General features: G+C 36.0%; 10 protein-coding genes and 1 tRNA gene. 9 read left to right on the forward strand and 2 right to left on the reverse strand.

Annotation, left to right across the window (positions count from 1 at the left end):
* Window positions 1-19 precede the first annotated feature (19 nt).
* Window positions 20-925 carry an IS982 family transposase gene (locus CSW08_RS07760; RefSeq protein WP_106657880.1) on the reverse strand — a complete coding sequence of 302 codons (906 nt, stop codon included), beginning with the start codon at window positions 923-925 and terminating at the stop codon, window positions 20-22.
* Window positions 926-1,067: 142 nt separating this feature from the next.
* On the opposite strand from CSW08_RS07760, the gene CSW08_RS07765 reads away from it, so the two are divergent.
* From CSW08_RS07765 to CSW08_RS07775, 3 genes are all read left to right on the forward strand, one after another.
* Entirely contained in the window at window positions 1,068-2,654 is a 1,587-nt protein-coding gene (locus CSW08_RS07765) for an alpha-L-fucosidase (protein ID WP_106659340.1), read from the forward strand.
* 21 nt (window positions 2,655-2,675) lie between these two features.
* Window positions 2,676-4,166, forward strand: coding sequence for an alpha-L-fucosidase (locus tag CSW08_RS07770; protein WP_106659341.1), 1,491 nt, complete (start codon window positions 2,676-2,678; stop codon window positions 4,164-4,166).
* Window positions 4,167-4,512: 346 nt separating this feature from the next.
* A tRNA-Arg gene (locus tag CSW08_RS07775) sits at window positions 4,513-4,586 on the forward strand.
* Window positions 4,587-4,687: 101 nt separating this feature from the next.
* Here CSW08_RS07775 and CSW08_RS07780 read toward each other — a convergent pair.
* Entirely contained in the window at window positions 4,688-7,552 is a 2,865-nt protein-coding gene (locus tag CSW08_RS07780) for a glycosyl hydrolase 115 family protein (protein WP_106659342.1), read from the reverse strand.
* A gap of 548 nt (window positions 7,553-8,100) precedes the next feature.
* On the opposite strand from CSW08_RS07780, the gene nhaD reads away from it, so the two are divergent.
* The 6 genes from nhaD (at window position 8,101) to CSW08_RS07810 (ending at window position 14,216) form a co-directional block, all read left to right on the forward strand.
* A complete protein-coding gene (gene nhaD, locus CSW08_RS07785; RefSeq protein ID WP_106659343.1) occupies window positions 8,101-9,405 on the forward strand; it encodes a sodium:proton antiporter NhaD in 1,305 nt (434 codons plus the stop codon).
* Window positions 9,406-9,545: 140 nt separating this feature from the next.
* Entirely contained in the window at window positions 9,546-10,358 is an 813-nt protein-coding gene (locus CSW08_RS07790; protein ID WP_106659344.1) for an SDR family oxidoreductase, read from the forward strand.
* Between the two features lie 17 nt (window positions 10,359-10,375).
* On the forward strand, window positions 10,376-11,539 hold the full coding sequence (uxuA, locus tag CSW08_RS07795) for a mannonate dehydratase (RefSeq protein WP_106659345.1): 1,164 nt from the start codon (window positions 10,376-10,378) through the stop codon (window positions 11,537-11,539).
* On the forward strand, window positions 11,540-12,277 hold the full coding sequence (locus CSW08_RS07800; protein WP_106659346.1) for a (Fe-S)-binding protein: 738 nt from the start codon (window positions 11,540-11,542) through the stop codon (window positions 12,275-12,277).
* A complete protein-coding gene (locus CSW08_RS07805; RefSeq protein ID WP_106659347.1) occupies window positions 12,277-13,638 on the forward strand; it encodes a lactate utilization protein B in 1,362 nt (453 codons plus the stop codon). Before CSW08_RS07800 ends, CSW08_RS07805 begins: the two co-directional genes overlap by 1 nt.
* Window positions 13,635-14,216, forward strand: coding sequence for a LutC/YkgG family protein (locus CSW08_RS07810; protein WP_106659348.1), 582 nt, complete (start codon window positions 13,635-13,637; stop codon window positions 14,214-14,216). Before CSW08_RS07805 ends, CSW08_RS07810 begins: the two co-directional genes overlap by 4 nt.
* Window positions 14,217-14,312 lie beyond the last annotated feature (96 nt).

Here is a 14,312-nt window from a genome sequence, read left to right on the forward strand (position 1 = left end):
TAACGTGAGTTCGATGTAATTATAAAGTTAAATACAGTTGCTTTGTATCGACGAAGTTGTTTTTTAAAGAAGGTTTTCTATCTTTAAAATTATAGGCAATAAGTGAGGCAAAAATATTATTGAAGTAGTTGGTTACGCTTCTATGTCTAGAATGTTCAACTTGGCAAATGTTCTTGAGTTGGTCAAAAATAGTTTCGATAATGGCCCTTTTTCTTAAATGATAAGCATCTTGCACAGGGGTCAATAGTTTTGTTTTCATGTTCTTTTTAAGCTTGGTTACCAGATGCACTCCATTATAGAACAACTCAGTAAATAGATCTTTGGAGATGTAGCCTTTGTCACCAAAGAGCTTCCCAAACAGCTTTTTAACAAAGGCTTTGAAGCGTAAAGGTTTTCTATCATCCACATTGCCTTTAGTTATCATAAAATCAATGATACCGCCTTGGTCATTGGTGATTATGTGCAATTTGAAACCATAGAACCAACCCAGGGAACATTGTCCCCTTTGTGCCAAATCCTTGAATACCCTATGTTGGTTAATTCTTCGCTTGTCACAAACCCTTAGGGGCGTAGAATCTATAAAACTAATCCCCGTACAATTTGCCAATCCACAAACTTTGAGGTAAATAGCCAGGGGCATAAAGCTTTGCCCTTTGAGTTCCACCATACGATTATAGGATACCAGGTTTGGAAAATAACTGGTTAGATGTTTTGAGACATAGCCTATATAAAAATCCTTGAAGGTTTTATACCCGGATAAATGGAAAAGCACTTGAATGGTCATTACTTCAGAGAGGCCCATTTTTGAAGCTCTGGTGCGCTTTTTTCCATTGGCCAGTAGGCTTTTTTGCCAAAAAGGGACAAATTCAAGACAAAAATCATCAATAGAACAGAAAATTTCAGTAATTTTAGAATCGGAAATCATAGCGAAATATTTAGTTATATAATTGAAATTCAGAACTTTAATTTACTAAATTTTTCGCTTTTTTATTATAAATAAATCAACTTTTTTACGTCGAACTCACGTTAAACTAATAGTTTTAGGTGTCTTATTCCAATTGAGTGTCATGGCTCAGGAAAATCCTCAGGTGATTGTTAATACAGACCAAGAACCTGTCGCTTCAGGAAAATTCAGTCCAACATGGGAATCTCTTCAGCAATATGAAGTACCCGAATGGTATAGAAATGCCAAGTTTGGGATTTGGGCACATTGGGGCCCACAATGCCAGCCCGAGCAAGGCGACTGGTATGGCAGGTTTATTTATGATGAAGGAGGTGAACAAAATAAATGGCATGTCGAAAACTATGGACATCCATCTAAAGTGGGCTTCAAAGACGTTATTAATGACTGGAAAGCTGAGAATTGGGATCCGGAAAAATTAGTAGCTCTTTACAAAAAAGTAGGTGCCCAATATTTCTTTGCTATGGCAAACCATCACGATAACCTGGATTTATGGGACAGCAAATACCAAGAATGGAACTCGGTTCGTGTTGGTCCAAAAAAAGATATTGTAACCGGTTGGGCAGAAGCAGCCAAAAAATATGATCTTCCTTTTGGGATAAGCGTGCATGCAACTCATGCATGGACTTGGTTTGAAACTTCACAACGTTCAGATAAAAAAGGCGAGTTTGCTGGGATTCCTTACGATGGAAAACTGACTAAAGAAGACGGTAAAGGCACTTGGTGGGAAGGCTTAGACCCACAAAAACTTTATGCCCAAAACCATCTTCTTAGTAAAGGGAGTGAAGATGATATTAAAGCCTTATGGGGACAATGGCATTGGGAAAATGGAGCATCTGTTCCAGATCAGGAATTCTGCGATAGATTTTACAACCGCACCATGGAGCTGATTAACAAATACAACCCAGATTTGCTTTATTTTGACGATACGGCCCTTCCTCTTTATCCAATAAGCGATGCAGGGCTAAAAATTGCTGCACATTATTACAATCATAACATGGCAACCCACAATGGTAAGCTCAAAGCTGTTTTATTTGGAAAAGTGCTGACAGAAGAACAGAAACAATGCATGGTATGGGACGTAGAGCGCGGTGCACCTGATAAAGCACAACCCGATGCATGGCAAACATGTACTTGTATTGGTGATTGGCATTATAAAAGATCCATATATGATGAGAAAGGCTATAAATCGGCGAAAACAGTCATTCATATGCTTATTGATATTGTTAGTAAAAATGGAAATTTACTTTTAAATATACCGGTTCGTGGAGATGGTTCCATAGATAGTAAAGAAGTTGATATTCTGGAAGGCATTGCAGCTTGGATGAATGTGAACAAAGAGAGTATTTTTGATACGCGTCCATGGAAGATTTATGGCGAGGGACCTGCTACGGATTCTATAAATCCTCTTGATAGTGCAGGATTCAATGAAGGAAAAGTGAAATTGTCAGAGAAAGATATTCGCTTTAATCAGAAAGGTAATATGCTTTATGCAACGGTGCTTGGCGTTCCAGCCCAAGACATCATTATAAAATCATTAGGTAAAGATGGTCATAAAGCAAAAATCAAAAAAATAGAAGTTCTGGGAAGTAAGGAAAAAATTAAATGGAAACAAAAAGCAAATTCATTAGTTATTAGTAAGCCGATAACCACACCAAATGATATAGCTGTGGTGTTTAAGGTATCGTATTAGTGGTTGCATAATATTTAAAAAATGAAAAAAATAATTTATCTTTTAATGGTACTAACCACTATGGGTTGTGCTATAAAAAAAGATAAAAAAGAACAACCAAAATACCAAGCTGACTGGGAATCTTTAGCGGAGTATGATGAAGCTGCCGAGTGGTTTAAAGATGCCAAATTTGGCATTTATGCGCATTGGGGCGTTATGTCGGTTCCTGCTTATGCAAATGATTGGTATGCCAGAAACATGCATATAGAAGGCACGGATGAATATAAACACCACGTAAAAACTTATGGAGAACCATCAAAATTTGGGTATCATGATTTTGTACCCCTGTTTAAAGCTGAAAAATTTGATGCTGATGCTTGGGCAGATTTATTTGAAAAATCTGGAGCTAAATTCGCGGGTTTGGTTGCAGAACATCATGATGGTTGGTCTAATTGGGGAAGTAAAATTAATCCATGGAATGCTGTAAGTATGGGACCAAAACGAGATGTTTATGGCGACTTAAGTAAAGCTATCCATAAAAAAGGCATGAAGCTAGTGGCCTCTTTTCATATAGCTAGAAACCTTCAAATCTATAAAGAAGAACCAGAGAACTGGCTAAACGGTATTTCCTATTTTCCTTATAATCCTAAAATGCCAACATCGTCAGATGATCCACTTTTGGCAAAAATGTACGGCAATATTCCAAAAGAAAAATTCTATAATGATTGGCTCGGTCAACTTAAAGAAGTCATAGATAATTACAGTCCAGATCTAATCTATTTTGACAGTCAAACCCAAAAAATACCAGAAAGTTACAAAAAGGAATTTGCAGCATATTATTTTAATGATGCCGTTGCTAAGAATAAACAAGTCGTTTTTACGCATAAAGAAGGTGAATTTCCAAAAACGGTTAGTCTTGAAGATTTTGAAAAAGGCCGTATGAACAAAATAACCAAAGATTTTTGGTTGACAGACGAAACTGTGTCGGTTGGTAGCTGGAGTTATACCCATACATTAGGATTAAAAAAGGCTGATGAAATCATTCATGTTTTAGCTGATATTGTGAGTAAAAATGGTGCATTAATGCTTAATGTGTCCCCAATGGCAGATGGTACTATTCTGCAAAACCAACAAGATATTTTGTTAGAAATTGGGGCTTGGTTAAAAATAAATGGGGAAGCTATTTATGGTAGCCGTACATGGGATAAATTTGGTGAAGGCCCAACAAAACAAGAAAAATCAGGTATGTTTTTAGATAAAATAACGTACACACCACAAGATATTCGCTACACCAGAAAAGAAAACACAATTTATGCCATAGTTTTAGGATGGCCTGGTACCAGTACGCCAATAACATTAACATCATTTACTACAAAAATTTTAGGTGAGAACATCCCGAACATTAAAGGTGTTTCAATATTAGGACACAAAGGAGGAGTTCCTTTTTCATTAGACACTAACGGATTGCATTTTAAAACACCTGAACAAAAAATTAATGATATGGCTTTTGTGGTTAAAATTGAAACAAAATAAATTTATCAATACTGAGTGATATATCTATTTTTTTGTAAAAGCAAATATAAAAGCTTTCAAAGTAAAATCATTTGAATTATTAAAATACATGCTTAGTTATTTGATTTTTAATGTTTAATGAAGAAGACTATAATTAGGTTTAAATTCATATTAATTTATCTTGTTTTATAAATAATACTAATTTATATTTGCACCGCCTTAGTTTAAGGGAAAAACAAAACAAAAGTTCATATTAAATAAGTTGCCTTTTTGGTTATAAAGCATATGTATTTATTCCTAACTTATTGATTTTTAATGATATTACGTCGGTAGCAGTATGCCTGCCACCCCGACATTTTTGGGTTAAGGGCTCTTAGCTCAGCTGGATAGAGCACCTCCCTTCTAAGGAGGCGGTCAAAGGTTCGAATCCTTTAGGGCTCACAAAAAACCTCACTAGTATTAGTGAGGTTTTTTTGGTTTTATAACATTTTTGTTTATAATTTTAGAAATATTCTATGTTGATTTACTTAGATTGATGTATGTTAAGGATTCAAGTAGACACTTTCTACAGGTCCTAAATAACTTGGTTTTAATCCACCTGCATCAATTACAAATTTTTGGAAAACGAGTCCTGGATCTATCATCCATACTTTGAGGGTATGTTTGCCGGGTTTGATTGCCTTATGTGTTGATTGTTTTTTTCTAATGTGATCGGTCACCGCATTATTCCACCAATCTGGATATTCCCAATCAGGTTTTGTGTCTTCTTCATTCACATTAATTATTTGTGGTTGTTCATCATCAATAGCAATGGCATATTTTAACCCTTCATTCTTTTTATAGTTTAGTAAAGGGGATAAATAGGTTTCAATTTTTAAATCACCTCCATCAAAAATCGTAAAAACGTATTCTAAACTAGGTGACGTTTTACTTGGTGTTTGTCTTTCTGCATTTGCAGGTTCAATCGTTACGGAAGAATTGGTTCTACCCATGTTTGGCATCACGGTCCAATTGATTGATTTAGAATCGAGTTTCTTGGTATAATTTGCAGCCTCCATAGAAACCACACCATTGTTTTCTATAAAACCCGATGCTACAGGTAAATCGTTACGGATGGGAACCTCTACTTTGTATTCCCGACCAGCGCCAGATATCACAATTTCAGATGTATTTATCCCTTTCGGAGCTATATTCCAATCAATGGTTACAAAGACTTCTTCTTCATGTGTCACAGTTCCTTTTTCAGAAGATAGTTTTACCCAATCATCCTTTGCTTGCAGGGAATAATTTAACTTATCACTTCCTGTATTAAAAATCTCGAGATAGTAGGATTGATTATTTATGGGATCGAACTTAGGAAGGCTAGAGGCAAACAGACCAGAGCGGCTAAAGCGGCCCCTGCCGGTACCATGTTCAGCTACATAACCAAGCCCAGCTTCAGAAGGGACTTGAATATAAGTAATCTCAGGCATTTTATTTACTGCTGGGTTGCTCCAGGTAGTGTATCCAATACGCGTTTGAGACATAAAATGGTTCCATTTTCCATCTGCTAATGTTTCGTGGTAGTATTTACTAAGGTCGGCATCTTTAAAAAAGTCTTCTTTTACTTTATCTGCATACATATTAGTTGACGCTCTATTTTGACTGGCATATAATTTATTTTTGGCAGTCGAAATATACATCTCATTTAGATTTTTTAATGCTTCAATAGGATAGTGGACTAATTGATAATATGCCGATTTATAACTTTGAGAAAGTTTGTCATAAATGGTTTTGCTTCTATCAAGAAGTTGTGTGTACTCTTCTAAAATCCTATCAGCTTCTCTGTAATTATCCAAACTATATGTGTCTGGTTTTAGCATTTCCGGAGTCCGTCTGGCGCTGTATTTTGTACTTAGTGCTAAGATTTCAGTGATGTCTATCGCGTGTTCACTTCCAAACTGTTGGTCTGCCCAATTCAAATAGTAGTTAGGCAAATCAGAAGCTTTCATGTCAGCATCCCAACCAAAATCAAGGAAAAAACTAATAGGCAATTCCATAGGTTTTAGATCACCTACATTAACAATCCATAAATCTTTTACGCCCCATTCGTAAGCCAAATTCATTTGTTCCCAAACTCGTTCAATTTGCGTCACGTTTAACCATCGATAAGACACAGGTCCTCCAACAAAATCGAAATGGTAGTAAATACCATAACCGCCTTTATGATTCAAATCTTCTTTTTTAGGCAGTATACGGATATTGCCCCAGTTATCATCACAAAATAAAATGGTAATGTCGTCATCAACGCGCATACCTTTATCATAATAATCTTGTACTTCTTTGTATATGGCCCACACTTGTGGTGTATTTTCAGCAGGTTTTCCAGTAACATCTGCAATGATTTGTCGTTGGTCTGTAATTATATTTTTCAATAGATCGACCGCAGTACCTTCACTCATAGCTTCATCGCCATCACCACGCATACCAACGGTAACAACACTTTCATGATCTCCCATGCGTTCAATGCCTCCGCGCCAAAATTTTTGAAGTTCTTCTTTGTTGGTTTCATAATTCCATGCGCCACCGCCATTTGCTCCCCATTCTTCATGAGCTCGCATCATGGGTTCATGATGGCTGGTAGACATGACGATACCATATTCATCTGCAGTTTTTGCATTTTCAGGATCTTCAACGGCAAAAGCTCTTGGTTGCCACATGGCTGGCCATAAATAATTGGCTTTGTTGCGTAACAGCAATTCAAATATTTTCTCGTAAAATTCGTGATTAAAACTACCGAATGTTTCCTGAACCCATCCCGTTAATGCAGGAGCTTCGTCATTAAGAAAAATACCTCTGTATTTAACCGATGGCCCTTTTGATACGAATTTATCTTTTTTAACAAAGAGGTTATCACTTTTTTTGGCTGGCACATCTGCCCACCAATGCCAAGGTGAAACGCCTATTTCTTCTGAAATGGTAAATGTTCCGTAAGCAGCGCCTCGTTTGTCGCTACCAACCACCACCAAAGCTTCTTTTACATTGGGCAATGGATTCTGTATCGTTTGAATAATAAACCGTTCCCATTGACCACGTATGGCATCCACATTTAATTTCTTGGAAGCTATTAATTGATCAATTATAGCACTGTTTCCTATAGTGCCAATAATGATTAAATTGCCTGTTGCTTGGTTGCTTGAAGATAAAACTTCAGGTTTTTTGCCCGTCACTTTTTCAATATCACTAGCAAGAAATGTGGCCGATTTTTGAATCAGTATATTATCTGATGAATCATATAGAATGTTTACGGTTGTAGTTCCATCTACAATTGAAAAATACTGTTTTTTGTTTTTAACGTTACTACTTACTTCTATTTGGGAATGTAATACTGTTGTAGATAGTAATAGAACAATTAGAAAATGTCTCATGGTGTAAAGTATAATAGTTGGTTTATTGCTTAAAATAAGAATATATAATCTTAAATTTAAGCATGAACAAGGTTATAAAAAATCATTCCAAACAGCGTTAAATAAATGTGAAAAAGATATCAAATATGAAACATGCACTTTAAAAAATTATCACTAATACTATAAAAGCTATCACTAAATTTTAAAGTTTATGCTAGCGGTAATTTTTTACTTTTTTGACATCCATTTTATTTTATCATTATCTTTTGGTTGGGAAGTTGTGAGAGCAACTATAGTTATTTTATAGCCTTTTACATTATAAGTTGATATATTTAAAATTGAGGAGTTCAGTTGCCTTCTTTTTTAGAAATATTTATTTTGTGTTATTAAAAAAAGTTAAAGAAAATTTACGTAAAATTACATGCGAATTCACTGAAATGGATTGAGGTATAAAAAATGGTACAGAATAATTTATAACAAATGGTTTACTTCAATCATAAGGCAATAGATTTTATACAATCCAATACACCTAAGCACAACATTCCATCTAAAAAATTAACTAACTCAACATGTATCTAGCCATAATCATCGTTTTCGTTATAGGATATCTTGCGATAGCCTTAGAACATAATATTAATGTAAATAAAACAGCAACAGCCTTGCTTTTAGGGGTTGTATGTTGGACATTACTTGTTTTTGGCAGCGACACCATTTTTCCCCATTTAGAAAGCATTGAATCTTCACATTTTATTTCCGAATCACTGTTAGAACACGTTGGAGAGATTTCAGAAATTTTGTTCTTTCTTTTAGGCGCCATGACCATTGTAGAACTTATGGATGCCCATGAAGGGTTCGGATTAATCACCGATAAGATTAAGATAAAGAAAAAAAGCCATTTACTTATTGTATTAAGTTTTATAACGTTTTTTTTATCAGCTGCCTTGGATAATTTGACGACCGCTATTGTTATGGCCGCGGTTTTAAGAAAAATGATAAAGGATAAAAACGATTTGTGGATTTTTGCCTCTATGATGATCATAGCTGCCAATGCTGGTGGTGCTTGGTCACCCATAGGCGATGTAACTACCATTATGTTATGGATTGGGGGACAAATTACGGCTTCAAATATTGTTACCGCGATTTTTATTCCTAGCTTGGTGTCTACACTTATACCTTTAGCAATTTTAAGCTCAAAACTAAAAGGGGATGTTGCCATAATGGATAATCATTTAGGAGCAACCCATACAAAAAATGAGATAAGTACATTTGATAAAACAATCGTTTTTGCAACTGGAGTATCAGCATTATTGTTTGTTCCCATCTTTAAAACCGTCACACATTTGCCGCCTTTTATGGGTATTTTATTTGGTTTAGGTATCATGTGGATTTTAACTGAGGTTTTACACATGAAAAAGAATGAAGAGCATAAAAAGTCACTTTCAATCTCAGCCATTCTAACGCGGATTGATACCCCAAGTATACTATTCTTTTTAGGGATATTATTGGCTGTAGCAGCCTTACAGGTAGGAGGCCATTTATTGCAACTGTCCCAAGTTTTAGATGCTAATTTTGATAGCGTCTACGCTATTAATTTATTAATAGGTTTATTATCTTCTATCATTGATAACGTGCCAATGGTGGCTGCGGCTATGGGCATGTATTCTTTAGAAACATATACTGTTGATAGTGTGTTTTGGGAACTTTTGGCCTATTGCGCAGGAACAGGCGGCAGTATTTTAATTATTGGTTCTGCAGCTGGAGTTGCCATTATGGGGATTTTCAAAATTGATTTTATTTGGTACGTAAAAAAAATATCTTTTGCAGCTATCCTGGGATACCTTGCGGGTATTGGGGTGTATATGCTATTAAATTAATTTTTGGTAGATTTTTCATTTGCTTTAACCATCATCCATATATTTTTATCTGACATACCTCTTATTTATCTAAAACAAGATGGTATTAATTTAAGTTATGTTTAAATTTGTATATTATGGATTTTAAAATAAAAATTTAAATGAATTTATTCGATATTGAAAACAAAGTAGTCCTTGTAACAGGTGGAGGCGGGGTGCTCGGTGGTAGTATGGCCGAGTATTTATTGAAAAATGGTGCCATCGTCATTATTTTACATTACAAAAAAGACACCGTAGATGATGCGGTAAAACGCATGTCGTCAATAAGTAAAAAAGTTGATGGTTTTGTATGCAACGTGGTTGATGAGAAAAGTCTCCAAGAAGTATCTGATGCCGTGATCTCTAAATACGGAAAAATAGATGTTTTGATAAATGCTGCAGGGGGCAACATGCCCGGGGCTACCGTTGGTCCAACACAATCTTTTTTCGACATTAATATGGACGACTTTAGAAAAGTAGTCGATTTAAATTTATTTGGAAGTATCATCCCATCCATGGTTTTTGGTAAAGAAATGGTGAAAAATAAAAAAGGCATCATTATAAATATTTCCTCTATGGCTTCAGACAGAGCCATTACAAGGGTAGCGGGTTACTCTGCATCCAAAGCAGCCATCGAAAATTATACAAAATGGTTATCGGTAGAGCTGGCTTTAAAATATGGAGACGGCTTACGTGTGAATGCTCTTGCTCCTGGATTCTTCATCGGAAACCAAAACAGAGCATTATTGTTAAATGAAGATGGCAGCTTAACACAAAGAGGTAACACAATTATTAGCAATACGCCCATGAAACGCTTTGGAGATGCTGATGAATTACACGGTGCGTTACATTATTTATGTTCCGATGCTTCCAAATTTGTTACAGGCATTACCATTCCTGTAGATGGAGGCTTTAGTGCGTTTAGTGGCGTTTAATAAAAATTTAAAAGAACATGCAAGAAACATTTAGATGGTTCGGAGTGAACGACTCCGTAAAATTATCATACATAAAACAAGCAGGAGCAACGGGTGTGGTTACGGCATTACATCATGTTGCCAATGGAGAGGTTTGGGAGGTTGAGGAGATTTTAAAAGTAAAAAACGCGATTGAATCCCATGGTATGGAATGGTCGTTTATAGAAAGTATACCCATTCACGAGAACATTAAGTTGCGTAAAGGTGATTATCTAAAACGTATAGAAAACTACAAACAAAGCTTAAGAAATGTAGCTGCTTGTGGTATTAAAAACGTATGCTATAATTTTATGCCGGTTCTGGATTGGACGCGTACCGAATTATTCTGGAAATTACCTGATGGAAGCACTGCTTTGCGTTTTGATAAAGTTGACATGGCCGTTTTTGAGTGTTTCATTATGAAACGTGATGGTGTTGAAGATTCATATACCCCTGAAATTTTAGAAAAGGCAAAAATTCGTTTTTCTAAAATGAATTCCGAAGAAAAGCAGGCTTTAGAAGATAATGTTTTAAAAGGGTTGCCAGGAACTGTTGATGATTTAACGATTCCTGTTTTTAAGGACATGATTGCCCAATACGATAATTTATCGCATGCCGATTTAAAAGCTAATTTGTCCTTCTTTTTAAATCAAGTGATTCCTGTTTGTGAAGAACACGGGATTGTGATGGCGATTCATCCAGACGACCCACCAATGGATATTATGGGACTTCCAAGAATTATTAAATCTGAAAAAGATTTGGAAGATTTGGTTGGGTTTATTGATAGCCCTTCAAACGGCATTACCTTTTGTACAGGATCTTTGGGTGCTAATCCAAATAACGATTTACCTAAATTGGTTAGAAAATTTGCAGACCGAATTCACTTTCTTCATTTAAGAAACGTTAGGAGAGAAGCAGATGGCAGTTTTTATGAAGACAATCATTTAGATGGCTCTTCAGATATGTATGAAGTGGTAAAAGCTGTTTTGGAAATTGAAGAAGAACGCAACGTGCAATTGCCCATGCGCCCAGATCACGGACACCAAATGTTACACGATTTAGAACCCAATAGTGCCTATCCTGGCTATACATCCATCGGGCGTTTACGAGGTTTAGCAGAATTACGTGGGCTAGCACTTGGTATTTCTAGAAGTTCCAAATAAATGAAAGTTGGACTGTTCATTCCATGTTACGTCAATCAATTATATCCTAAAGTCGGAATTGCTACGTTAGAGCTTTTAGAAAAATTAGGCGTAGACGTTGATTATCCAACCGGACAAACTTGTTGTGGACAGCCTTTAGGGAATTCTGGTTATGAATCAGATTCAAAGGGCTCTTGCCAATTATTTGTCGAAAACTTCAAAAACTACGATTATATTGTTTGTCCGTCAGGTAGTTGCGTATATCACGTAAAAAAACATTTTGATATTTTAGAGCAAACAGAAGATGTTGTAAATGTTAGAAATAATATTTATGAACTCAGCCAATTCATATTTCAAGTTTTGGGAAAAACCAATGTAGGAGCGTCTTTTCCTTATAAAGTTGGGATTCATAAAAGCTGTCACGGACTCCGTGGTTTACGCTTGGGGTCTTGTTCCGAGCGTATGGATGCGCATTATTCAATCGAAGAAAGCCTGTTAAAAGAAGTCAAAGGAATCCAATTAAAAACTCTCAATAGGGTAGATGAGTGCTGTGGTTTTGGAGGGACGTTTTCAATTTTTGAAGAAGCTATTTCAGTAAAAATGGGAAAAGATAGAATACAAGATCATCTATCGAGCGATGTAGAGGTTATTACAGGTACAGACCAATCGTGTTTAATGCATTTGGACGGTTTGATTAATCGGAACAATCAGCCCTTAAAAGTGATGCACATTGCCGAAATTTTAAATAGCACTTTATAATGTCGCACGCCAAGGAAGCCGAATTATTTAATAAAGATGAAGCTAAAGTCAATTGGCACGACCAAGCCTTGTGGTTTGTTAGAAATAAACGGGATAAGGCAGCACACACCGTAAAAGGTTGGGAAGACCTTAGGAATTTGGCCTCTGCCATAAAAGCGAACGTACTGTCCAATCTAGACGACTATCTGGTACAGTTTGAGGAAAATGCACAAAAAAATGGTATTCAGGTTCATTGGGCAGGAGATGCCGAAGCACATAATAAAATTGTGCATGACATATTGCTGCAAAATAACGTAAAAAAGGTTGTTAAAAGCAAATCGATGCTTACCGAAGAGTGCCATTTAAATCCGTATTTAGAAGCCCATGGCATCGAAGTCATTGATACCGATTTAGGTGAACGCATCGTACAATTGGCAAAAGAACCACCTAGCCATATTGTGTTGCCAGCCATTCATAAAACAAAAGAAGAAGTAGATGCATTGTTTCAAAAACATTTGGGTACCGTTCCAAGTCATGGCGATCCACGATATTTAACCAACGAAGCCAGAAAGCATTTACGGGATAAGTTTCTAAAAGCAGATGCAGCCATTACAGGGGTTAATTTTGCCGTTGCAGAAACAGGTGGCATTGTTGTTTGTACCAATGAGGGTAATGCCGATATGGGCGTTCACCTTGCAAAAGTGCATATTGCTTGTATGGGCATTGAAAAAATAATTCCCGAAGAAAAGCATTTAGGCGTTTTTTTAAGGTTATTGGCAAGAAGTGCGACTGGGCAACCTATTACCACATACTCTTCACATTTTAACAAGCCGGTACAAGGGAAAGAGATGCATATTGTTATTGTTGACAATGGCAGATCGGAACAATTAAGTCGTGAAGCATTTAGAAGTTCTTTACATTGTATCAGATGTGGAGCTTGTATGAATACGTGTCCCATTTACAGGCGTAGTGGCGGTCATAGTTATAAAGCGACCATTCCTGGACCCATCGGTTCTATATTATCACCGGGAATGGATTTAAAAAAACACAGTTCGTTGCCATTTGCCTCCACATTATGCGGTTCTTGTAGCGATGTATGTCCAGTGAAAATTAATATCCACGAGCAGTTGTACCAATGGCGACAAATCATCACGAAAAACGTTAAACAACCTGTTGTAAAGAGATCTATATTAAAAATGGCAGGCATCGTTCTAGCAAATTCTAAGCTATATGGCTTCTTGGGGAGATCATCGCGATTTATGTTGAAACACCTTCCAAAATCTATCGTTAACTCTAAAATAAATACTTGGGGAAAAGCAAGGGATTTACCTAAAGTTGAAAACGACAATTTTGAGGATTGGTATAAAAAAAGGAAATCATGAGTAGAGCATCTATTTTAAATGCCATTAAAAAGAACAAGCCAGAGTCAGTGCCTTTACCACAGATTGATTTAAGTCTTTTTCATGAAGATATTGACTTGGTTGATATATTTTATAAAAATCTAGAATCGGTAGGAGGTAGGATTGTTTCTTTGAATACAATAGAAGATTTAGATGCCGAAATTAAAAAACGATACCCAAACGCAAAAAGTATTGTATCCTGTTCAAACACATCACAATTAGCAACTATTTCAATTTCAAATGAAACCGAACCTCATAGTTTAGAATCTATAGATTTAGCTATTATTGATGCTCAATTTGGAGTTGCGGAGAATGGAGCGGTGTGGATTTCTGAAAATGATTTTATCGTTCGGGCTTTACCCTTTATTGCCAACGATCTGGTTTTAATTCTTTCAAAAAACGATATATGTTTGCACATGCATGAAGCATACAACCTGATTTCTAAACGAGAAAGAACGTTTGGAGTATTTCTTTCCGGACCCTCAAAAACAGCCGATATTGAACAATGTTTAGTTATTGGCGCCCAAGGCGCTATGAGTTTAACGGTGTTCATTTTTTAGCCCAGTTTTAAATATATACGAATTTTTTTATATATTTAGAAATAATTTCACCTTGCCCCTAGTACTTATCTTTTGGTTATTTTCTTATTTGCAAAC

The organism is Confluentibacter flavum (genome assembly GCF_002843175.1).
Taxonomy (GTDB): domain Bacteria; phylum Bacteroidota; class Bacteroidia; order Flavobacteriales; family Flavobacteriaceae; genus Confluentibacter; species Confluentibacter flavum.